The sequence below is a fragment of the Microbacterium sp. LWO14-1.2 genome, from assembly GCF_038397715.1.
In the GTDB taxonomy this organism is placed as follows: domain Bacteria; phylum Actinomycetota; class Actinomycetes; order Actinomycetales; family Microbacteriaceae; genus Microbacterium.
On sequence record NZ_CP151633.1, the window covers coordinates 191,304 to 212,979 of the forward strand.

At 69.4% G+C, this 21,676-nt stretch carries 22 protein-coding genes and 1 tRNA gene; 16 read left to right on the forward strand and 7 right to left on the reverse strand.

Annotation, left to right across the window (positions count from 1 at the left end; all coding sequences use genetic code 11):
• The first annotated feature begins 23 nt into the window (after nucleotides 1–23).
• The 5 genes from MRBLWO14_RS01005 (at nucleotide 24) to MRBLWO14_RS01025 (ending at nucleotide 4,991) form a co-directional block, all read left to right on the forward strand.
• Nucleotides 24–605, forward strand: coding sequence for an RNA polymerase sigma factor (locus MRBLWO14_RS01005; protein ID WP_341934631.1), 582 nt, complete (start codon nucleotides 24–26; stop codon nucleotides 603–605).
• On the forward strand, nucleotides 602–1,711 hold the full coding sequence (locus MRBLWO14_RS01010; protein ID WP_341934632.1) for a DUF4349 domain-containing protein: 1,110 nt from the start codon (nucleotides 602–604) through the stop codon (nucleotides 1,709–1,711). The genes MRBLWO14_RS01005 and MRBLWO14_RS01010 overlap by 4 nt, the downstream gene beginning before the upstream one ends.
• Before the next feature lie 112 nt (nucleotides 1,712–1,823).
• Complete coding sequence (locus tag MRBLWO14_RS01015; protein WP_341934633.1) at nucleotides 1,824–2,372, forward strand: helix-turn-helix domain-containing protein; 549 nt, start codon at nucleotides 1,824–1,826, stop codon at nucleotides 2,370–2,372.
• The gene (locus tag MRBLWO14_RS01020) at nucleotides 2,369–3,649 is read left to right on the forward strand and encodes an MFS transporter (RefSeq protein WP_341934634.1); all 1,281 of its coding nucleotides are present in this window, start codon (nucleotides 2,369–2,371) and stop codon (nucleotides 3,647–3,649) included. Before MRBLWO14_RS01015 ends, MRBLWO14_RS01020 begins: the two co-directional genes overlap by 4 nt.
• Before the next feature lie 10 nt (nucleotides 3,650–3,659).
• The gene (locus MRBLWO14_RS01025) at nucleotides 3,660–4,991 is read left to right on the forward strand and encodes an acyltransferase (RefSeq protein WP_341934635.1); all 1,332 of its coding nucleotides are present in this window, start codon (nucleotides 3,660–3,662) and stop codon (nucleotides 4,989–4,991) included.
• An 88-nt stretch (nucleotides 4,992–5,079) separates the two neighbouring features.
• Here the strand turns inward: MRBLWO14_RS01025 and MRBLWO14_RS01030 are convergent.
• Nucleotides 5,080–5,152 (reverse strand) — tRNA-Glu (locus MRBLWO14_RS01030).
• Between the two features lie 152 nt (nucleotides 5,153–5,304).
• Between MRBLWO14_RS01030 and MRBLWO14_RS01035 the strand changes: the two genes are divergently transcribed.
• Together MRBLWO14_RS01035 and MRBLWO14_RS01040 are read left to right on the forward strand one after the other, a co-directional pair.
• On the forward strand, nucleotides 5,305–5,943 hold the full coding sequence (locus MRBLWO14_RS01035) for an MBL fold metallo-hydrolase (RefSeq protein WP_341934636.1): 639 nt from the start codon (nucleotides 5,305–5,307) through the stop codon (nucleotides 5,941–5,943).
• A 2-nt stretch (nucleotides 5,944–5,945) separates the two neighbouring features.
• Nucleotides 5,946–6,830 carry an aminoglycoside phosphotransferase family protein gene (locus MRBLWO14_RS01040; RefSeq protein WP_341934637.1) on the forward strand — a complete coding sequence of 295 codons (885 nt, stop codon included), beginning with the start codon at nucleotides 5,946–5,948 and terminating at the stop codon, nucleotides 6,828–6,830.
• Between the two features lie 4 nt (nucleotides 6,831–6,834).
• Here MRBLWO14_RS01040 and pepN read toward each other — a convergent pair whose 3' ends face one another.
• Nucleotides 6,835–9,312, reverse strand: a complete 2,478-nt coding sequence (pepN, locus tag MRBLWO14_RS01045; RefSeq protein WP_341934638.1) for an aminopeptidase N — start codon at nucleotides 9,310–9,312, stop codon at nucleotides 6,835–6,837.
• Between the two features lie 68 nt (nucleotides 9,313–9,380).
• Nucleotides 9,381–10,340 (reverse strand): DNA topoisomerase IB, encoded by a 960-nt coding sequence (locus tag MRBLWO14_RS01050; RefSeq protein ID WP_341934639.1) that lies wholly within the window; start codon nucleotides 10,338–10,340, stop codon nucleotides 9,381–9,383.
• 243 nt (nucleotides 10,341–10,583) lie between these two features.
• Here MRBLWO14_RS01050 and MRBLWO14_RS01055 point away from each other — a divergent pair, with 243 nt between their 5' ends.
• From MRBLWO14_RS01055 to MRBLWO14_RS01090, 8 genes are all read left to right on the forward strand, one after another.
• The gene (locus tag MRBLWO14_RS01055; RefSeq protein ID WP_341934640.1) at nucleotides 10,584–10,868 is read left to right on the forward strand and encodes a hypothetical protein; all 285 of its coding nucleotides are present in this window, start codon (nucleotides 10,584–10,586) and stop codon (nucleotides 10,866–10,868) included.
• 2 nt (nucleotides 10,869–10,870) lie between these two features.
• Nucleotides 10,871–11,452, forward strand: coding sequence for a stage II sporulation protein M (locus MRBLWO14_RS01060; protein WP_341934641.1), 582 nt, complete (start codon nucleotides 10,871–10,873; stop codon nucleotides 11,450–11,452).
• Between the two features lie 131 nt (nucleotides 11,453–11,583).
• Entirely contained in the window at nucleotides 11,584–12,072 is a 489-nt protein-coding gene (locus tag MRBLWO14_RS01065) for a hypothetical protein (protein ID WP_341934642.1), read from the forward strand.
• Nucleotides 12,073–12,088: 16 nt separating this feature from the next.
• On the forward strand, nucleotides 12,089–12,454 hold the full coding sequence (locus MRBLWO14_RS01070; RefSeq protein WP_341934643.1) for a hypothetical protein: 366 nt from the start codon (nucleotides 12,089–12,091) through the stop codon (nucleotides 12,452–12,454).
• A 911-nt stretch (nucleotides 12,455–13,365) separates the two neighbouring features.
• Nucleotides 13,366–13,950, forward strand: a complete 585-nt coding sequence (locus tag MRBLWO14_RS01075) for a hypothetical protein (RefSeq protein ID WP_341934644.1) — start codon at nucleotides 13,366–13,368, stop codon at nucleotides 13,948–13,950.
• Nucleotides 13,899–14,567 (forward strand): ATP-binding cassette domain-containing protein, encoded by a 669-nt coding sequence (locus MRBLWO14_RS01080; protein WP_341934645.1) that lies wholly within the window; start codon nucleotides 13,899–13,901, stop codon nucleotides 14,565–14,567. Before MRBLWO14_RS01075 ends, MRBLWO14_RS01080 begins: the two co-directional genes overlap by 52 nt.
• Nucleotides 14,568–14,726: 159 nt before the next feature.
• Nucleotides 14,727–14,939, forward strand: a complete 213-nt coding sequence (locus MRBLWO14_RS01085) for a LuxR C-terminal-related transcriptional regulator (RefSeq protein WP_341934646.1) — start codon at nucleotides 14,727–14,729, stop codon at nucleotides 14,937–14,939.
• A 93-nt stretch (nucleotides 14,940–15,032) separates the two neighbouring features.
• Nucleotides 15,033–16,022 carry a hypothetical protein gene (locus tag MRBLWO14_RS01090; RefSeq protein ID WP_341934647.1) on the forward strand — a complete coding sequence of 330 codons (990 nt, stop codon included), beginning with the start codon at nucleotides 15,033–15,035 and terminating at the stop codon, nucleotides 16,020–16,022.
• 18 nt (nucleotides 16,023–16,040) lie between these two features.
• Here MRBLWO14_RS01090 and MRBLWO14_RS01095 read toward each other — a convergent pair whose 3' ends face one another.
• Genes MRBLWO14_RS01095 through MRBLWO14_RS01110 form a run of 4 tightly spaced genes read right to left on the reverse strand, consistent with a single transcriptional unit; the run spans nucleotide 16,041 to nucleotide 21,397 of the window.
• Entirely contained in the window at nucleotides 16,041–17,933 is a 1,893-nt protein-coding gene (locus MRBLWO14_RS01095; RefSeq protein WP_341934648.1) for a helix-turn-helix domain-containing protein, read from the reverse strand.
• Between the two features lie 40 nt (nucleotides 17,934–17,973).
• Nucleotides 17,974–18,771, reverse strand: coding sequence for an enoyl-CoA hydratase/isomerase family protein (locus MRBLWO14_RS01100; protein ID WP_341934649.1), 798 nt, complete (start codon nucleotides 18,769–18,771; stop codon nucleotides 17,974–17,976).
• On the reverse strand, nucleotides 18,771–20,036 hold the full coding sequence (locus MRBLWO14_RS01105; RefSeq protein WP_341934650.1) for a CoA transferase: 1,266 nt from the start codon (nucleotides 20,034–20,036) through the stop codon (nucleotides 18,771–18,773). Before MRBLWO14_RS01105 ends, MRBLWO14_RS01100 begins: the two co-directional genes overlap by 1 nt.
• A complete protein-coding gene (locus MRBLWO14_RS01110) occupies nucleotides 20,033–21,397 on the reverse strand; it encodes an MFS transporter (RefSeq protein ID WP_341934651.1) in 1,365 nt (454 codons plus the stop codon). The genes MRBLWO14_RS01105 and MRBLWO14_RS01110 overlap by 4 nt, the downstream gene beginning before the upstream one ends.
• Between MRBLWO14_RS01110 and MRBLWO14_RS01115 the strand changes: the two genes are divergently transcribed.
• On the forward strand, nucleotides 21,391–21,576 hold the full coding sequence (locus MRBLWO14_RS01115) for a hypothetical protein (RefSeq protein WP_341934652.1): 186 nt from the start codon (nucleotides 21,391–21,393) through the stop codon (nucleotides 21,574–21,576). The genes MRBLWO14_RS01110 and MRBLWO14_RS01115 overlap by 7 nt on opposite strands.
• The last annotated feature ends 100 nt before the right edge of the window (nucleotides 21,577–21,676 follow it).

Consider the following 21,676-nt stretch of genomic DNA (forward strand, 5'->3'; position numbering starts at 1 on the left):
GGGCATCCGCCGACACTTTCCGGGTGAGAGACACCGAACGGAAGCAGGATGCCGTGCAGACGAGTGATCAGAGATGGGTGGCGCAGGCCGCAGCAGGCGACGAGAGCGCCTTCCGCGAGCTGTACCGCTCATATGTGCGACCGGTCTACTGGATCGCCCACGGGATCGTCGGTGCACCCGCCGATGCCGAGGACGTGACGCAGGAGACCTTCGTCACGGCGTGGCGCAAGCTGCCGGGACTCGAACTCCAGGGCGAGTCCGCGCTGCCGTGGCTCGCGACGATCTGCCGGTTCCAGGCGGCCAACCGCCTGCGCCAGCGTCGTCGAGACCAGGCTCACACGGCGGATGGCGTCGATGAGACGCTGCCCGCGACCGTGAGCGTCGAGGAGCAGGTGATCACGGCCGCCCTTGCCGACCGGATCGCGGAGGAGGTCGGGACGCTCGGCGAGCTCGACCGGGAGATCTTCCGGCTCTGCGCCGCCGAGGGCTATGCGTACCAGGCCGCCGCTGAACAGCTCGGGGTCAGCCATGCCGTCGTTCGGAACCGTCTCTCGCGAGTGCGCACCCAGTTGCGGGGTGCCGTCAAGGAAGCGAGCGACGCATGAACGACAAGACCCCTGACCTACCGGAACTCTCGGACGAGGCCGTCGCCCGCATCGAGGGCGCCGTGTTCGATGAGATCGCCGCAGAGCGGCCCCGCCCTGCGCCAACCGCCGACCGCTCGCGCGTCCGCCGTCGCCGCTGGCTGACCGGGGCCGGCATCGCCGCAGCCTTCGTCGTCGGCGTGCTCGTGACGCCGCCCATCCTCGACAGCGTGGGAGGGAGCGCGGCGAGCACGGCGGAGGGCGGTGAGATGTTCACGGGCGGTACTGCGCAGGACTCGAGTGGGGGTTCACCCGATCGCAGCGCCCCCCAGGGCGTTTCGGAGGCCGCACCGGGGGCCGACACCGCAGTGGTCGTGCCGGGCGCCGTGGACGGAGCGGACCGCGAGATCGTGGCGACCGGATACGTCACCCTCGAAGTGAAGGACATCGCGAAGGCGGCAGACGAGATCAGCACGCTCGCAGAGGCACGGGGCGGCTACGTCGAGAGCACCGAGGTCGGGAGGAGTCTCGCGATCGATGACACCTCGATGCCCGCGCCGCCCGACTCCGGGTACGGCTGGATCAGCATCCGGATCCCGTCCGCCGACCTGACCGCGGTCATCGACCAACTGGGCGACTCCGGCGAAGTCGCGTCGTCATCGATCTCGAAGCAGGACGTCACCTCGACCGCGATCGACCTTCGAGCCCGCGTCGACGCCACGAAGGCGTCGGTCCAGCGGCTGACGGAACTCATGGCGCAGTCGGGCAGCGTCTCGGAGCTCATCGAGGCGGAGGTCGCCCTGACCGACCGCCAGGCGCAGCTCGAGTCCTACGAACAGCAGCTCGCCGCCCTCGACGATCAGGTGGCGATGTCGAGCGTGCAGGTGCAGCTGACGAAGGCGGGCGCACCGACCACGGCCGACCCGGCCGGCTTCGGCGACGGTCTGCTCGCCGGCTGGAACGGTCTCGTGGTCTCGCTCAACGCGCTGGTGATCGCTGTCGGCTTCGTCCTCCCGTGGCTCGCGGTCGCCGCCGTCGTGGCGCTGATCGTCTGGCTCGTCCGTCGCGCCCGTCGGCAGCGCCGCCTCGCGCGAGCTGATGCCGCGACATCTACGACTGACGACTGATACCGGGGAGACCTCACGCAAGAGGGCCGCCCGAGAGGGCGGCCCTCTTGCGACATTCCGGGGTATACAAGAAGTCTTGTCGAATCCTTGTCGGGTACCTAGCGTGACCTGCATGGAAGACATCGCCGTGATCACCGCCGTGCACCACCCGCTGCGTCGACGGATCTACGACTACCTCCTGCTGTACGGCACGGCACAGGTCGGAACAGTCGCTCGCGCCCTGGACACTCAGGTCGGCAGCATCAGCCATCACCTGCGAATGCTGGAGCGTGCAGGCCTCATCGAGCGCGCCGAGGATCCGACCGGCGATCGTCGGACGAGCTGGTGGCGCATCGCACGCCGCGGCCTCACCTGGTCGGCGGGTGACTTCGCCGACTCCCCCGCGGACGCGTTGCTGGCGCGCGAGGCGCAACGACAGAGCATCCGGATGCAGATCGAGAGGCTGCGGCGCTGGCAGCGTCGCCACGATGATCCCGAGTACGCCGTGTACGACGCATCGAACACGGAGACCACGGCCTGGGCGACGCCCGATGAGCTCCGCGACCTCTCCGCACGCCTGCTCGCCACGCTGGACGAGTGGCGGGCGTCCGTGAACCCCGACGACGGGCAGGCGCGGACGCCCATCTTCTTCTTCGCGCACGCGTTCCCCACGCGGCCATGACCTCGCGAGAACCCGTCCTGCTGAGCGAGCCGCCGGCATTCTGCCGAGATCGTCTCGTCCACGCATGGGTCGTCATCAAGGCCGTGTCGGATGCCGGCGACGCGGTGTGGAGCATCGCGCTCGCGTGGACGGCGGTACAGATCGCCTCGCCTGCGGCGGCCGGACTCATCGTCGCCGCGGGAACGGTGCCCAGGGCCGTCATCCTCCTGTATGGAGGTGTGATCGCCGACCGGGCGGATCCGCGACTGGTGATGATGCTCTGCAACGGTGCGCGGATCGTCGTTCTCCTGGGCGCTGCGCTCTGGGTGGTCGCCACGCCGCCCACGGTCGGCGTGCTTCTGGCGGCCGCGATCGCGTTCGGCGTGTGCGATGCGCTGTACGAGCCGTCGGCCGCCACCATCGGACGGCAGCTCGTGCGTGCCTCGGACCTGCCCTCGTACAGCGCGATGTCGCAGACCGCGTCGAGGCTGGGCACGATGGCCGGCGCGGCGGCCGGCGGCAGCCTCGTGGCGTGGTCGGGTCTCGCTGGCAGCGCAAGCGCCGACGTACTCACCTTCGCGCTCGTCGTCGCGTTCATCGCGATCTGGCTGCGACCTCGTTTCCGTCTCGCGAGAGTCGAGCGGGAGTCGGCTCTTCGCGGTGTCGCCCACAGCTTCACGCATCTCGGCTCGCACCCGACGACACGCACCCTCGTGATCGCGCTGTCGGGGCTCAACCTCGCGGTCGGTCCCGCTGTCGGAATCGGACTCGCGCTCCGTGCGCACGATGAGGGGTGGGGTGCGCAGGCCGTCGGGCTCTTCGAGGCGCTGTTGGGTCTCGGCGCGGCCGTGGGAGCCGCCAGTGTGCTGCGTTGGCGTCCGCGCCGCGAGGCCCGCGCGGGGTTCTGCGCCCTCGCCGTGCAGGGCGGCGCCATCGTCGCCCTCGGAGTCGGCCAGATCTGGATGGTCGGCGCCGCAGCGTTCGCGATCGGAGCGACCGCGGGGTACGCATCCGTGCTGCTCAGCGCCACGTTCGCGGCCACGGTCGACACCGCCTACCTGGGTCGCATGAGTTCGCTCACCCGGCTGGGCGACGACTGTCTGATGCCTCTCGCGATGGCGGCATTCGGAGCGCTCGCATCGGCGACGGCGATCTGGGTGCCGTTCGCCGCCTACGGCGCTGCCATGTCGATGCTCATGGTGCTGCCGCTGAGCAACCCCTCCTTCCGGCGCCTGACCCTGCGCGGGAACTCTCCCCGGCCCGACGGTGTAGAGAGTCGCGACGACGCCCGCCGCTAGAGTCGTCGGCATGAGCAGTGCCGCCACCGATACGACCGCCCGCGCGATACCGGTCGGACGCGATCTCACTCTCGACCTCGCCCGCGTCGTCTGCGTGGTGCTGGTCGTGTTCGTGCACATCCTCTTCACGGGGGTGGGGCGGGCGCCCGACGGCTCGCTGCTGATCGAGCGGACCGTCGAGGCGCAGCCCTGGTTCAGCGCAGCGACGTGGGTCGCGAACATCATGCCGCTCTTCTTCGTCGTCGGCGGCTATGCGGCACGTGCCGGGTGGCGCTCCGCGCAGCGCCGCGGGGAGAGCGCCGACTCGTTCGTTCGCGTGCGCCTGGCTCGTCTCGCTCGTCCTGCCGTGCCGCTGTTCGTCTTCTTCACGGTCGCGCTGGGCGCCGTGCGCCTGCTGGGCGTCGACCCCGCGCTCGTCGATGTCGTCGCGGTCGGCGTCGGCTCGCCGCTGTGGTTCCTCGCCGCCTACCTGATCGTGCAGGCGGCCGCACCGACGATGATGCGCCTGCACGAGAAGTACGGCGCGCGCGTGCTGCTCGTGCTGCTCGGCCTCGCTCTGCTCGTCGACGGGTTCCGCTACATCGTGGTCGGCGGTCTGCTCGGCATCCAACCCGTGCCTCCCGAGGGGTACGGCGCCGGGCAGGAGCTCTTCGGGGTGCCGAACATCGTGTTCGTCTGGCTGTTCGCGCAGCAGGTCGGCTTCTTCCTCTTCGACGGCTGGTTCTCGCGACGGTCGTGGTGGCAGCTCGTGCTCGTCATGACCGGCGGGTATCTGGCGCTGTGGGGCCTCGTCTCGCTCGACGGCTACTCGTGGAGCATGCTCGGTAATCAGTGGCCGCCGACCACGCCGATGGCGGTCCTCGCGGTGATCCAGGCGGCAGGTCTCACCCTGCTGCACAGACCCCTCACCGCGTTGATGGAGACCCGGGCCGCGCAGGGCGTGGTGTTCGTCGTCGGCTCACGCCTCATGACCATCTACCTCTGGCACCTGACGGTCATCATGATCCTGATCGGGATCGAGCTGCTGCTTCCGATGCCGATGCCCGCGCCGGGCAGCGCGGTCTGGTGGTGGACGCGACCGCTCTTCCTGCTGGTCGTCCTGGCCGTCGTCTGGGCGGCGTCGCTGTGGCTCGTGCGGTTCGAGGCGGCGCCGGGCCCCGGCATCCCCCGGTTCCCCGGGATGCGGATCTGCGTGGTCGCCGTCCTGGTGTTCATCGCCCCGATCATCGCGATCACGACGTACGGGCTGGATTTTCCGCTCGCCGCGCTCTCGCTGGCGTGCACGGTCGTCGCGCTCTGGCTCACGGGCTCGACGCGGGCGACCGGACGGCCGAACACCTAGCTCGCGCTCGGAGCCGGCGTTCGTCGGGCGGCTCGGGATCCGGAAACGACGAAAGCCCTCGGAGAACCGAGGGCTTTCGCGTGTTGTGTGACCCCAGCGGGATTCGAACCCGCGTTACCGCCGTGAGAGGGCGGCGTACTAGGCCGCTATACGATGGGGCCGTCTTGCGGAGCGTTTCCGTCCCGCGACAACCGTTCAAGTATGCCACGGCGATTCTCACTGCGCCAAATCGAGGCCGGAGGGAGCGGGATCCCGGGCGTGGCGGGCTGTCAAGCCGTTTGCGAGACCGATCGGAACGGAGTTGACTCGGCTCATGCGCGTCACGAAATTCGAACATGCCGCTCTCCGCATCGACAAGGGCGATGACGTCCTGCTGATCGATCCTGGTTCCTTCACCAGCCCCCTCGACGACCTCAGCGGTCTCGTCGCCGTCGTCCTCACACACGAACATCCCGACCACTGGACGCCCGAGCACCTGGACCGCATCCTGCGCGCCGCACCAGGCACGCCGATCTTCGGCCCTGCCGGAGTCGCGAAGGCGGCCGAGGGGTACGACATCACCGTGGTCGCTCCGGGCGATACCGTGACGGCCGGACCGTTCGAGCTGCGTTTCTTCGGCGGCACGCACGAGGTCATCCACTCGTCGCTGCCCGTGCCCGAGAACGTGGGCGTGCTCGTGGACGGCGAGTTCTACTATCCCGGCGACTCGTACGCGGTGCCCGAGGGCGTCGAGGTGGGAACGCTCGCCGCTCCCCTCGGCGCGCCGTGGCTGAAGATCGGCGAGGCCATGGACTACGTGCTCGCGGTCAAGCCGCGCCGCGCGTTCGGCACGCACGACATGACCCTGTCGGTCGCTGGCAAGTCCATGCACCGCGACCGCCTGAAGTGGGCGACCGAGCAGAACGGCGGCGAGTTCTTCGCACTCGAGCCGAACGACTCGCTCGACCTCTGACGGTGGCGGACTCCCCCGCCGCCGAACGCCGCATCGACGAGGACGACGTTCGCGCGCTTCTGCGCGCTCAGAAGGACTCGGCGCGGCTCGCGGATCTCCCGCTGAGGAAGGTCGCAGAGGGCTGGGACAACGCGATCTGGCGACTCGGCGACGAGCTCGCCGTGCGGGTCCCCAGGCGGGCGCTCGCCTCGTCGCTGATCCGACACGAGCAGCGAGCGCTTCCGATACTGGGTCCGCGTCTGGCCGAGCTCGGGATCCGCACCCCGGAGCCCTTGGTCCACGGTGCGCCGACCGAGGCCTTCCCCTGGCCCTGGTCGGTCGTTCCGTGGATCGACGGCACTCCTGCTCTCGGGCTGGGGATACGCGCCCATACTTCGTGGGCGCCGGACCTGGCCCGGGCCCTCGGCGCCCTGCATCGGTCCGCGCCCGCCGACGCGCCGCGGAACCCGGTGCGCGGCGTGCCGCTCGCGGTGCGAGACCGGGCGATGCGGACGCGGCTCGCGCGGCTCGACGAGACGGAGCCGATGCAATCGGCATGGGATGCCGGAGTCGCCGCCGCTCCGGCATCCGAGACGGTCTGGATCCACGGCGATCTGCACCCCGGCAACGTCCTCCTGGCGAGCGGATCTCTCGCCGCGCTCATCGACTTCGGCGACGTCACCTCCGGCGACCCCGCCTACGACCTCGCGGCGAGCTGGCTCCTCTTCGATCCCGAGGGCCGCTCGGCGTTCGTCGCCGCCGCGGCGGGGCGATACGACGACGACACGTGGGTGCGCGCTCGCGCCTGGGCGGCGTACCTGACGGCGGTCTTCCTCACCGAGAGCGACGATCGGCCCGCGCTGCGCGCTCTCGGTGAGCGCGCAGCGCGCGAGCTCGCGTCCTCCTGAGCGGCTACTGGGCTGCGCGCACGCGGAGATCGCGAGCGAGGTGATCGCGCTGCTCCGCGACGATCCGCCGCAGCGCCGCCGGAGCGTCGGTGTTCTGCGCGAGCCATCCGTCCACCGGCTCGAGCGAGTCCGCGGCCGGGAACATCCCGACGACCAGACGCTGCGCCAGCTCGATGCTCCTCGTCCGCCAGACGTCGGCGATGCGCGCGAAGTACTCGTCGTCGAAGCCGGCGATGAGGTCGCGGCGGCCTCCGGCGCGGAAGCCGCCGATCTCGGCATCCAGGTGATCGTTGCTCAGCGATTCATCGTCCCACGCCGTGCGCCACGCCTGCGCGCGAACCGGGGCCTCCGGTCGCGATGCCCTGGCGCGGCGGGCGGCCGTGCGGCCGCTGCCGGTGTCGTCGGCCTCTGCTTCGCGATCGATGTCGGCGAGGTCGGCGTGCCCGGTCGTGGCGAGTCCGGTGAGCAACTGCCAGCGGAGATCCGGGTCGACGGAGAGGCCCTCGGGCGCTCCGCCGTCGAGGATTCCCCGCACCTCGACGTGCCGGACGTCGTCGAAGGCGGATGCCGCGGCGAGGGCGCGCGCCCAGGAGAGCTGCGCGTCGCTGCCGGGCTCGGCAAGCTGCAGGGCACTCCACGTCGCCTCCACCCACAGCCGCTGCTCGTCGCCGCGACGATCGTCGGCGACGAAGTGACGGATGGCGAAGGCCGCGTTGGCGAGCACGCCCACGAGGAGGCCGATGTTCGACTCGGCCGGAGCGTGGGCCCGGACGATCGCGGTGTACCGCGAGGCGGCCAGCTCGCCGTCGCGCGTGGCGTTCCACAGCGACGACCACACGAGAGCACGGGCCAGCGGGTCCTCGATCATCGACAGGGATTCCTCGACCGTGGCGAGGGAGCGCTCGTCGAGACGCACCTTCGCGTAGGTCAGGTCGTCGTCGTTCACGAGGACGAGGTCGGCCTCCGCGAGTTCGACCTCGGTGCGCTCATCGGAGATGTCGAGGGAGATCTGGTCCCGCCGCACGATGCGATCGTCGACGCGGTCGTACAGACCGATCCGCAGGCGATGCGGCCGTGGATCCTGCTGCACGAGCACCGGGCTGTCGCCCGAGCGGTCGAGCCGGAGCGTGGACAGGCCGGTGGTCTGCAACCACGCGCGTGACCACTCGGTCATGTCGCGGCCGGAGACGGCGCTGAGCTGCACGAGGAAGTCGTCGAGCGTGGTGTTGCCGTAGGCGTTGGCCGCGAAGTACCGTCGCGCGCCCTCGAAGAACGCCTCGTCGCCCACGAATGCCACGAGTTGCTTGAGCACCGCAGCGCCCTTGGCGTAGGTGATGCCGTCGAAGTTGAGCTTCGCCGCCTCGAGGTCGGTGATGTCGGCGACGATCGGATGCGTGGTGGGCAGCTGGTCCTGCTGATACGCCCACGCCTTGCGGCTCGCGGCGAACTTCACCCACGCGTCATGGAACCGGGTCGCCACCGCCGAGGCATGCGCGCCCATGTAATCGGCGAACGACTCCTTGAGCCACAGGTCGTCCCACCACTTCATGGTCACGAGGTCGCCGAACCACATATGAGCCATCTCGTGCAGGATCGTATTGGCCCTGGCGGCTCGCTGGGCGTCGGTCGCCGCGCCGCGCGACAGGTACGACTCGGTGAAGGTCACGAGCCCGGGGTTCTCCATGGCGCCGAGGTTGTACTCCGGAACGAAGATCTGGTCGTACTTGCCCCACGGGTACGGGAAGGCGAAGGCATCCGTGAAGAAGTCCAGGCCCTGCCGCGTGATCTCGAGGATCTCGTCGGATTCGAGGTACTGCGCGAGCGATTGGCGGACGAACACGCCGAGCGCGATGCTCTGGTCGTCGCGCTGCCATGCGCCGTCGACCTTCGTGTACGGGCCGGCCGCGACCGACGTGATGTAGCTCGAGATCGGAAGCGTGGGGGCGAACTCCACGCGCTGCACTCCGACGCCCACGTCGACGGAGGACGCCGACTGGTTCGACAGCACCTGCCACCCGGCCGGCGCATCGACGACGAACGTGTACGACGCCTTGAGGTCGGGCTGCTCGAAGCACGCCATCACCCGTCGGGAATCGGCCGGTTCGTACTGGGTGTAGAGGTAGGTGAGCCCGTCGGCGGGGTCGTGGAACCGGTGCAGCCCCTCGCCGGAGCGGCTGTACGCGCCCGTGCCTTCGACGCGCACCACGTTGTCGGCGGCGAGATCGGAGAGCCGGATTCGAGCACCGTCGTAGTCGATGTCGCGCTCCTCGCCGTTGACGACGAGGCGATCGACGGAGAGCCCGATGAAGTCCAGCCAGGTCGACTCGTCCGTCGAGGAGAACTCGAGCGTCGTCGTGGTCGGGAAACCCGGGCGAGCCCGCTCGGGTGCGCCCGTCAGATCGAGCTCGACGCGGATGCCGCGCACGGTGATCGCCGCGGATCGCGCGGCGGTCTCCTCGCGGGTGAGGTTGGCTGTGTCCATGGCTCCATCCTGTCATCCGGCCTCGCCTCGGCCGCCCCGGCCGAGCAGGCGCGGGCGTCCGACGGTGATCACTTGCCGAGCAGTCGTCTGATCGCGGTCTCCGGAGATACCGAGAGATCGAGGGTTCGACCGCGTGCGTAGAGACGGAACACCCGCGGGTCGATATAGCTGTTGCGGGCGACGGCGATCGTGTTGCCCAGGGCGGACGCCGTCGCCTGCACGGCGAGCCGCTCCGCCTTGCGGCGCTCGTTCTTGCCCTCGAGCGGACCGATCCGCGCGAGGGCGTCGGCCGCGAGGATCGTCCCGTGCAGCGTGCGGAAGTCCTTGGCGGTGAACGCCGCCCCGGCGACCTCCCGCAGGTACGCGTTGATCTCGTTCGACGTCAGCCGCACGCGTCGGCGGCCCTTGCGATACGCGAGCAGCGTCGCTCGCGGAGAGCCCACCGCGAACTCCGACAGCGCCTCGGCGAGCGGCCCGTCGGTGATCTCGATCGACGCGAGCTGCTTGCTCTTCGCGGGGAACTCGAGCGCCACCGTGTTCCCGTCGATCCGCACGTCGCGGCGACGGAGAGTGCTCAGGCCCCGACTTCCGTGCTTGACGAGATAGCGCTCCGAGCCGATCCGCAGAGCTCCGTCGTCGAGCAGACGGAAGGCGACGGCGAGAGCGCGCTCCTTCGACAGCCCCGGTTCGCCGATCGCGCGGGTCACCCGTCGGCGGGCCGACGGCAGGGCAGCCGCGAGGCGGAGCGCTCTGGCGAACTTGCGCTGGTCGCGCCCCGCGCGCCACAGCGGGTGATAGAGGTACTGGCGACGGCCGGCGTCATCGGTGCCGACGGCCTGGATGTGCGCCAACGGATCGGCCGCGATCCAGACATCGGTCCAGCGCGGCGGGATCACCAGATCCTGGATGCGTTCACGGTCGGCCTCGGCGACCGGCTGGTCTCCGGCATCGAGATAGCGGAACCCCGACCCCGAACGCACACGACGGATACCCGGCTCCTCCCCCGGAACCACTCGTGTCAGCGCCATGCGCAGCCTCCCCTGATCGGTCGTCTCGGCACGGTACCGACGATGCCCGACGCCACCGCGTGCGCAAAGGGCGTGGCGTCGGATGCGGGCGATCTGATAGTGCGCTCGCGCCTCCCTCCTGGACACATGACGGCACTCGGAAGCTCCGGTCGATCGACCTAGGGCGCATGGGCACCGCGGCGCCACGATGTTCATATCGGGCGGAGCCCGGAACAGATCACCCGTCTCCGAGAAGAGGAAGCCATGAATCACTCACCAATCGCGACGCGCGCGTCGCGCCGCACGATCGCCGTCGCCGTCATCCTCGGTACCGCTGGGCTCGTCGCCGCCGGCGTCAGCACGGCATACATCGCCGGCATGTTCGGCCTCTCCACGGCGGTGGCGTCGCAGATCGTCAACGGAATCATGGTGGGTGGGGCAGTACTCGGGATCGCGCTGGCTGTCGCATCGGGAGGACTCGCCGCGGTCGTCGTCGCCACCGCACGCTGGGCGATCTCGGCCTGGGGCAAGAAGGCGGCGATCGCCTGACGATGCCGTCCGTCGGAAGTGGGTTGCGGCGTCTCGGATCGCGCGAAGTCACGTTCGCGACCCTCGGCGCTCTCCTGCTTTTCCTGGTCGCGGCAGTCGTCTCGTATTGCTCTCTGGCCGGGAGGTCAGCCGGTGGCGGGGGATTCCTCGGCGCCCCGCTGGGCAGCGCGGACACACCACTCTTCTTAGCCATCGCCGCCCGCAACGCCTTCGCCGCGCTCGGGCTCTTCAGCGGGGTGGTGACGTTCGGCGTCGGATCGGTCGTCGGGGTGATCTTCCAGGGATGCATCGTCGGAGCGAGTACCGCCGCCGCGAGTACCGAGGTCGGCTTACCCAGCGCCGCGGGCTCGGTCATCGGTTACGCGATATTCGAGCTTCCTGCCCTCGTACTCGCGGCTTCCGCCGGTCTGGTGCCCCTCGCAACGGTGCTTCTGGCACCCGTCGAAGCAGCCGGCCTGTCGGCCTCGGTTCGATATCTCCGCTCACTCCGCCCCTCGCTCGCCTTGCTGAGCATCTCTTTGGTCCTGATCGTCATCGGCGCAAGTGTCGAGACCATCCTCATCACATCACGGAGCGCCCCATGAGACCACTTCCACCCTCCCCGCCGGGTTCAGCCACTCGGAGCGCGTCGACGGATTCCAGCCTCGCGATCACACGTCGCACCGATCGCTGGATCCTGTGGAGCGGGGCCGGGGCTCTGCTCGTCTTGTCGACCATGCGGCTCGCAGTGCAGCTCTTCCCACGCATCGAATCCGACGATCGAGTGCTGGCGATCACGGCGGCTCTCGAGGATCCCGCGCTTGCGGACCTCGCCGTGAGTGTCGGGGTGACTCTTGCGATCGCTCTGACAGCCCTCTTCCAGACGATGTACGTCTTTCTGTGCGCCGCTATCGACGAGCGTCTGCTTCCCGGCACCATGGCCGCGACTCGCTCCCACGTCGACGGAGAAGGTCGCTGGATCGGTGTCGGTCCCGCGGTTCTTGTCGGACTGGCCTCCACACTGCCGGTCCAGATCCTGGCTGTTTCGCTCGCCGTGACCGCACCGAAAGACTCACCGCTTCTCGCGGTGTGGCTCACGGCCCTCGTGACGATCGGTGCTCTGTGGGCGCGTCGCCGACTTCGCCCCTCCGCTCGCGGCAGACGGAACACGTCCCTCATCGTCGTGGCTCTCGCGTGTGTCGCCGCGATCGCCCTTCTGTTCTGACCGACGAGGATCGACGATGCAGACCTTCTACATCCGCACTCGGCGTATCGCCGCAGCCTTCCTCGGTCTCGTGCTCGGGTTCCACGCTGTGCTGGGACTCGCCCGCGATTTCGAGACCCGCAGTCTCGCAGCGGCAGCGGTCGCCGGGTGCGCTATCGCCGTCCTGGCAGCGGTCGCCGTGGCCCGAAGGCTTCGACTGCGCAGAGACATCACGGCATTCTTCATCGCTGGAGTGTCGGCAGCCCTTTCCTGGAACGGCGAGGAAGGTGCGACGGCGATGCTGACGTATCTTCCCGCGCTCATCGCTGCGATCGCGTTCGCCACTCTGGCCGTCATCCTGCACGCGGAGAAGACGGGGTCCCAGATGAGGCACCGACTCTAGTGTCCGACGTGGTGACAGCTGTGCGCGACGTTCGTGACGCGTCCGCGCTCGACTCCCTTGGGTGGAGGATGTCTCTGCGTACGTTCCGTGCCGCGCAGACATCGGCCTCCGTTCTCTTGCTGTGCGCGGGCGGCTTGGGAGCGGCCTGCGTATCCGACTGGGCCGCGCGCGCCGCCCCACAAGACGGGCGGGCTCTCACCCTGTCGGCCGCGGTGCTCACCTGCGTGTACTGTCTGGCGGTCCACGCACTGCGCGAGATTTTCACGGTCCGACGCATTCGATTGGTCAACCATCCCTTCTCGGACTTCTTTCGAGCGTTGGACATCCCCCGAGCAACAGTGGTCATCGTGGAGGTCGCGCCGCGTCTCGTGAGACTCGGCTGCGTCTGCTGCGGGGTGTCCTGGGGATCCCTACCGCGGGCGTGGGGATATGCGACGACAGCCGAGGTGCTGGCGACTTCGGTTGCTCCCCTGGTCACCCTCCTCGGGATGCTTACATGCACGGTCTCCGTGGCGGCGTGGTCTCGGAACGGACGGCCCGCGCGCGCGTGGGCCGCTGTACTCGCCGGCGGCGGGTGCGGCATCCTCGTCGCGGGCACGCTCCACTGGGTCATAGCACTCGTGACAAGAGGCGGAGTGCCGTCTGGCCGCGAGATGGACCTCGCCGATGCCGCAGGCGCGTCAGTCGGGCCGTTGGTGGTCGCGAGTATCGCATTCGCGGTGACCGCGACCGTCGGCCTCCGCCGTCTCACTTCAGGAGATCCTGCAACGAGGCCGAAGAGTCTCGATCCCAGGACTCGACCTCGCCTCGCTGGTCGACTCGTCGCATACCCGTGGATCCGCGTGGTCTCCAGTGATCTCTCACCGACCTCGCGAAGCGCAGCGGTATGCCGATTCCTCCTGATCACGTGGATGCTCGGGACCGCCGCCGTGCTGCTCCCCACCGAAGATCGAGTGCTCGTCAGCGCGATAGCGGACAACGCCGCTGTCAGTCGCGCCTGCTGCGTCATCGCCCTCGTCGTGGGATTGACGTTGTCGGAGTTGCTCTGCGAATGGATCGGGCCGTCGACTCTTGCTCTGCGCTGGCGGGCACAGTGGGAGGCTGGTGCCGACGTGTGGCCGCTTGCCCTCGGCCCGCTCCTCGTCGCTCTCGGCCCCATCACACTGGTCGGCGTCCCGCTCGCGCTCGGCATGGAATCACTGGGCGGCAACGGGGTCCTCCCGCTGTGCGTGCTGTGGTCGGCCCTCGCCAGCGCGTGGACGGTCACGGCGATCATGCCGAGCGGCCCGTCATCCGCTGACGGGACCGCCTCGACCACGCTCTCCTCCGCCTTGCTCTGCGTCGTCGGTTCCGTCGCGATGATGGTGACGATGCTGACCGCGGCGGAAGCGCATGCCGCGTGGGCGGCGCTCCCCATGTCCGCGCTCGCTTTGGGAGGTGCATCATGGGCGGCGAAACGTCGCGTTCTCAGCCTTCCGTCGAGGCCGTTGGCCTGAGCGTCCGTTACGCTCCCGATCGCCCTGTTCTCGAGAACGTCACGTGCGGATTGGAGGGCGTGGGCATTGTGCGCCTCGACGCACCGAACGGCTTTGGAAAGACGACCTTCGTAGAGGCCGCATCGGGTTACCTGCGCCCTACATCGGGACGGTTGTTCGTGAACGGCCTCGACGCGCACGATCCCCGATCGAGGGCCGACCGACGCGTGTGCCGGTCGACTCCGGCGCTCCATCCACACCTCAGCATCGTCGACCATCTCGCCGTGGCCGCCGACCTGGCATCCGTCCCACGCTCGGCCGCAGTCGAGCGCGCCGCGAGGTTCGGGCTCGAGGAGTGGTTCGACACACGGACATCGGCGCTCTCGACAGGAACGACACGCAAGCTCTGGTATCTCCTCTGCACGATGGGTCGATTCACGGTGGCCCTGCTGGACGAGCCCTTCAACGGCGTCGATGAGGCGTGCACCGCCGAGATGATCGACGAGTGGGAGTCGTGGCGGCGCACGGCGCTCATCGTTCTGGTGTCGCACACGATCCCGCCCGATCTCCGCATCGACTCCCGTGTGCAGCTCACGAATGGTCCGAAGGAACCTCCTCGTACGAGGACGCCGCGGTGAGTTCTCCACAGGGCCTACAGAATAGCCGCCTGTCCCCATACGAGGACATACGCTGGCGACATGCATGATTCCACTCACCTCCGACCGGTCACGCGTCAGTCGCGAACGGGTCATTCGATCCCGCGGAGCGCTGCCCCGGCCGCGGTCGCCGAGACCGAGATGCCTGCGTTGACGCCGCGAGAGATGGCGATTCTCCGTGAGCTAGCCTTCGGCAAATCGACTGCCGAGATCGCCGCCGGCGTTCACCTGTCGCAGGGGACGGTGAAGGGCTACCTGAGCTCGATCATGGCGAAATGGGATGCGCGGGACCGCGTCGAAGTTCTCGTTCTGGCAGTGCGGTCAGGCACGATTCGCATCCCCGAGCACCAGTGACCAGGTGCGGAGTGCTCGCGTGCGGTCGGCGCCGGGCAAAGGACGAAGGCGGGGAATTGTTCGCGGACGCCACGGTCTGCCATCCTCATGTGTATGACGATGTCACTCGATCAGTTCCGTGAGGCCCTCAAGCGAGCGGACATGCGCGGCCCGCTGGGTCTGCAGCTCAGTGACGTCGAAGCGCAGCAGGTGGCCGACGATCCGGCGTCCTCTCAGGGCTGGTACGCCTACTGGCTCTCCCTCCAGCCCGCCGCCGCGCAGCAGACTCCCCCGCCACCCGCTGCGCCCTCCGTCTCGCCGGAACCGGCTGCCGGCGCACCCACGGCCGCGCCGGGCTTCGACGCCGCACCGCCGCCCTTCTCCCCTGGCCCGCAGCACGCCCAGACGCCCACGTCGCCGTACCCGGGCGCTCCCACCGCGCAGTACCCGGGCGCTCCCACATCGTCATACCCCGGTGCACCGGCACCGAACGCGCAGCCGACGGCGGCGTACGCTCCGACGGCGGTGACGGCCGGCGGCGACCCCGGCTCCCCTCCTTTTGCAACCGCGCAGTATGCCGGGATGCCGTCGGACGGCGCCCCGGCGAAGAAGCGCAACGTCGGTCTGTGGGTGACTCTGTCGATCCTCGGTGCGCTGCTGCTGATCATCGCCATCGTCGTCGTCACGGCCTTCACGACGGCACGGCACTGGACCAAGGTCGACGTGCCGGAGCAGCCGGAGACCTTCCACAGTGAGGAATACGAGACCGGTCGCTACGACGTCTCGATGGACACCGTGAACCCCTGCTACGTCAACCAGGACTGGACCGACTGCACCAACCTGCTGCAGGCCAGCTACGACGCGAACTGCGCCGGTGTGGAGCTGACCGAGACCGCAACGGCGATCTGCGCGGACTACAGCAACGCGATCAGCCAGATGCGGGCGCAGGACAGCGAAGGCGCGTACGTCGCGACACTCGGCACGTATGGGAATCTGACGCGGACGCCCGAGATCGACACCCGACAGGTATCGAACGACGACTACCGTCCCGCCGAGACCCACGAGGCCGTCTGCTACCTCGGCTTCCTCGGAGAGTGCGAGTGACGCGTCGCCGGGCCGGCCTCAGCGCAGAGCGCGTCTGAGCAGTTCGAGACGCACGGCCGCCTGAAGTCGAAAACGGAACTCCGCGTCGTCGGCCTCGCCCGCGAGGAGCGACCAGATGCGATCCAACCGCTGCTGCACCGTGTTCGGGTGCACATGCAGCGCGGCGGCCGTGGCCTGTCTGCTCTCGCCCCGGTCGAAATAGGCGCCGAGGGTCTCGACGAGCACTGTGCCTCGTCGCTCGTCCCACGCTCGCACGGGCCCGAGCACACCGTCGACGAAACGAGCCGCGGCGTCGGGGGCGCCCGAGGTCAGCACGTGGTACGGGGCGAAGTCGGCAGAACGCACCGTGACGCCGCGGATGCCGAGCGGATCGAGGAAGCGCAGATCGCGGGCCGCACGGTCGACGGACGACCTCAGCGCCGCCACGCCCTCCACGGCGGACACGACGACCGCGGAGAGACCCGGATCGCCGAGGCGGTCCGCGAGCACGCGTCGCACGCGCTCGGTGACGCCCTCGACGTCGACGGTGGTCCATGCCAAGACCAGAAGGTGGTCACGCACCGCCACCACTCCCTCGTCGCCGACCACCTCCGCGGCCAGCCCGAGGGCTCCCTCGTGTCCGCGCACATCCAGCACCGCGGCCGCCACGACCGGCTCGGCGAGCTCGACGGCCAGCGCCGCGGCGTCGGCATCCCCGTCGAGCACTGCGGCGAGCACGCGGGCCCGACGCTCCGCTCGGATCGCCGAGACGGCGTCGCGCTTGAAGGAGACGAGGGCTGCGACCTGCGCGGCACGCTCCATCGTGAGACGCGCGACATCATGGGTCGCCGCGTCGGCGTCTTCGGCGAGAATCGCCCCGAGGACCCGATCGACGCCGATGATCGCGACGACCAGCCACCGGGCGCCCTCCTCACCCTGCACGAGCACGGCATGACCGCTCGTCCTGCTCTCACGGATCGCGTCGCCGAGTGATCGTCGAGACGGGAGCGCAGCCCGGGTGTCCGCGCTCGCGTCGAGCGGGCGGCCAGCCTCGTCGACCGCACGGACGGGGCGACGGAGACGATCGGAGAGCGTGGAGACGAGGTCGATGACGGTGGCACCCGACATCACCGCCGCCGTCAGCTCCTCATGGATGGCTCCGACGACCCTCGTCGCCGACACGTGCCGCTCGAGTTCGCGGTAGGCCTCCTCCGCGTGCGCACGCGCTGCCGCGCTCTCCGCGAGCACCCGCGCGCTGTGCAGGACGGCCGCGGCGTGGTCGGCGAACGCCGAGAGCAGCAGCACCTGATCGGGGGTGAAGTCATGCGAGAACCGGTTGCAGGCGAACAGCGCGCCGAGCACCTCCTCGCCGATGGCGAGAGGCACACCGAGGAACGAGACCAGTCCCTCCCGCTCGACCGCGGTGTCGATGCCCGCGTCGTGCGGAGCTTCGGCCATGTCCGGGTAGCTGCTGACCCACGCCGGCTCGCGTGTCTCCGCCACGAGACTCGCCAGCCCGTAGCCGGCAGGCACCAGCAGGTCGCGGAACTCCGGAGTGACGGTGCCCGCCGAGTAGCGCACGCGGAGATCGCCCTGCTCGTTGTCGACCTCGGACAGGTACGTGACATCGGTGCCCATGAGCTCGTGCGCCCGCTCCACGAGCCGGCGCAGCACGTCGGTCACGTCCTGCAGCCGCACGAGCTCGCGCGCGGTCCAGAACAGCGCCTCGAGCTCGGTCGCGCGCCGACGCAGTCGCGCGGTCTGCTGCTGGGAGTCTCGCACCGCGGCGACGAGCTGGTCGCGCTCCTCGCCGGTCACGTCGGCCTCGACGAGCATCCTGCTCACGGCCGTCGTGCGCTCGCCCGGCTGCGCACGCGTCGCCGCGAGGACCTCGCGCACGAGCGCGGCGGGGCTCACTGCTGTGTCGGTCAATGCGTCTCCTCGGGCAGCGACGATCGGGACTGCCAGCAGTCTATGAGGGCGAGCCGACCCGCATCGCCGTGCGCGACGGGAACGACGGCGGCCGTCGCGTCGCGAACGCGTCGAGACCCTCGCGGGCGTCGTCGCTCGCGAACGCCTGCTGACCGAGAGCGGCCTCCTGCCGGAACGCCTCGTCCTCCGGCAGGTCGGCGAGGGCGCGCACGGCGCGCTTCACCGTGGCGATGGCGGTCCCGCTGCGCTGCAGCAGCTCTTCCGCGAGTCCGATCGCCTCGTTCATGAGGTCTGCTCCGGGTAGGACGCGGTTCACGAGGCCGTATCTCAGCGCCGTCTCCGCGTCGATGCGGGTGCCCCGCAGCATCAGGTCCATGGCGAAGGCGTACGGGATCTGACGGATCAGTCGCACGAGCGTGCCACCGGCCGGGACCACGCCCACCCCCGTCTCGGGCAGCGCGAACTGCGCCTCAGTGGCTGCGAGCCGGATATCGGTCGACAGCATGATCTCGAAACCGCCGCCCAGGCACAGTCCGTTGATCGCCGCGATCACCGGCTTCTCGAGGGTCGAGTGCTTCTGATGGGCGGCATCCCACTCGCTGATGTCGAACCTCTCCGCGGTGAGAGCGGGGATCGACTCCCCGAGGTCGGCCCCCACGCAGAAGGCCCTGTCGCCGGCCCCCGTGAGCACCGCGACCCCGATGCCCGGATCGTCGCGGACCTCGGCGAAGGCAGCCCCGAGCTCGTCGTACATCGACAGTGTGAGCGCGTTGAGCTTCTCGGGGCGGTCGATCGTGATGATCCCGACGCCGCCGTCGCTCTCCAGCCGGATCGACATCAGATCGCACCCTCCGCACGCAGTGCCGCGACGTCGTCCGGCGCGAACCCGAGCAGGTCGGCGAGCACCCGGTCCGTGTGCTCGCCGCGCGCAGGCGCCGCTCCCGACGTCTGCGGCGGCGTCCGGTCGAGCTTCACGGGCGAGCCGAACGTGCGCAGCGATCCGTGGCCGGGGTACTCGGTCTCCACGATCATGCCCCGCGCCGCGATCTGCGGGTCCTCCACGACCTCGCCGATGTCCTTGACAGCGCTCAGCGGCACCAGGTCGCCGGCGAGGGCCTCGAGCTCCGCCTTCGTGCGGTCGGCGAACCATCCCAGCACGAGCGGGCGCACCTTCTCGCGGTACACGTCGGCATCGAACCGCGTGGCCATCGCCTGCAGATCGGGATGGTCCGCCCAATCGGCCGCGCTTCCGAAGGTCTCGCACGAGATGCGCCAGAACTTGTCGGTGTATCCGCCGAAGAACACGAACCCGTCCTTACAAGGGAACAGCTCGTACGGGCGCACGAACGGGTGCTCGTTGCCGAGCGGCTCCGGCACGATGCCCTCTGCCGTGTACGACACGACCGCGTTCTCGGTGAGGGTCAGCACCGAGTCCTGCTGCGAGATGTCGACGAGCTGCCCCTCGCCCGTCTGCTCGGCGTGCCTGAGCGCCGCGAGGATGCCGATCACCCCGTACAGACTCGCCGCCAGGTCTCCGATGATCGTCCCGACGCGCGTGGGCGGTCGGCCCGCCTCCCCGTTCATCGACCACAGGCCGCCCGTGGCCTGCGCGCTGTTGTCGTACGCGGGACGCAGCCGATACGGACCGGTCTGCCCGTACCCGCTCAATGCGGCGTACACGAGGCGAGGATTGACCTCCCTGAGTCGGTCGTACCCGTGTCCGAGCCGCTCCATCGTGCCCGGGCGGAAGTTCTCGACGAGCACGTCGGCCTGTCTCACGAGCCGGTCGAGCACCTCGGCGGCGCCGGGGCTCTTGAGGTTCAGGGTGACCCCCAGCTTGTTGCGGTTGAACTGGGCGAAGAAGCCGCTCAGAGGCTCGCCGTCCGTGCCGGGCAGCAGCGGCGGGAAGGTGCGGGTGTAGTCAGGGTCGTCGGGGTTCTCGACCTTGATCACGGTGGCTCCGAGATCCGCGAGGATCATCGAGCAGTACGGCCCGGCGACCACGCGCGTGACGTCGACCACCACCACCCCCGCCAGGGACCCGGGCGCGGCGTCGATGCCGGCCCAACCGCTCAGGAGGTGGCGCGTGGTGTCGTCGATCATCGGGTGATTCCTTCCGTCGTGGATGATTCGCCGTCGCGTCCGGCAGCGCGACGGGTGAGGCGGTGCAGCACCGTGACCGAGAAGAGGGTCACCAGTCCCGCGACCACCATGTAGAGGGCGATCGCCCAGGAGCCGCCGAACACGTCGAGCAGCTCGAGGTAGATGATCGGCACGAACGCCGAGCCGGCGATGGTGCCGATGCCCAGCGCGAGCGACATGCCCGTGTAGCGGATGCGCACGTCGAACGCCTGGGCGTAGAGCACGCCGAGGGTGCCGTAGGTCGCGCAGAAGCCGACCGTCGTCGCGATGTACGCGACGTACGCGGCGAGGAGGCTGCCTGTGTCGATGAGCCAGAAGGCGGGGAACGCGAGCACGACGGAGACGACGGTGCCCGCGGCGAAGACCCGCGCCACGCCGAAGCGGTCGGCGAGCCGGCCGGCGAGCGGGAGTCCGACCAGCGCCAGCACCGAGCACACCGTCGCGATCGTCAGCATCTCCGGCTGGGTGTGACCGACGAAGCGGGTGCCGTACGTGAGGCTGAACGTGAACAGCATGTAGAACACCGCGCCGATGACGGCGAAGCTCAACGCCGCGAAGATCACCTGACCCGGGTGCGTCTTGAGCGTGTCCCACAGCGGAACACGCGCCTCGCGTCCGGCTTCGCGCATCTTCTCGAACTCCGGGGTCTCGGTGATCCGGAGCCGGATGAACAGGCCGACGAGCACCAGCACCGCGCTGATGAGGAACGGCACCCGCCAGCCCCACGTCGAGAACGCGTCACCCGGCAGCGCCACCAGCGGAAGGAAGACGAGCGTCGAGAACGTGAGCCCCAGAGCGAGACCGACCTGCGGGAAGCTGCCGAGGAAGGCGCGACGCCGCGGCTCGGCGTGCTCGACGACGAGCAGGACCGCACCGCCCCACTCGCCGCCGAGGGCGAACCCCTGCACGAACCGGAGCACCATCAGCAGGATCGGAGCGGCGATCCCGATCGCGGTGTAGGTCGGCAGGAGGCCGATGAGGAACGTGGCGACGCCCATGAGAACGAGCGACAGCACCAGCATCCTCTTGCGTCCGATCCGATCGCCGAAGTGCCCGAAGACGATGGAGCCCAGCGGACGGCCGAAGTAGCCGACCGCGATGCCGCCGAAGGCGAGGATCGTGCCGACCAACGGGTCGTAGTCGGGGAAGAACAGGGAGTTGAGGATCAGCGCGGCGGCCGTCGAGTAGGCGAAGAAGTCGAACCACTCGACGGTCGTGCCGACGACGCTCGAGGCGACGATGGTGCGGATCTGCGAGGACGGGGCCGGCGTCGGTTCCGAGGATCCGGTCGATCCGCGCGGGGCGGTGGATGCCGATGTCATGGGTGCGTTCCTTCCACGGCGTCCTCGTCGACGCCGTGGCTCCAGCGTGTCAGCGAGCAGCCTGCGCGAACCATGGCGCGCGCCACCACATCGGCGCCGTTCCGGTGGCTCCCGCGCACACGGTGGTGCGCAGCGACATCCCGGTGCTCAGCCGACGCTCGCACGACGGTGTGGACTGAGCCCACCATCCCGACCCGATGGTGTGCTCCGCGCACATGAGGTCGCGAGTCCGGTTTTCCTAGCCTGGAGATCGCCGCCGACGACCGGCGTGCCCGACAC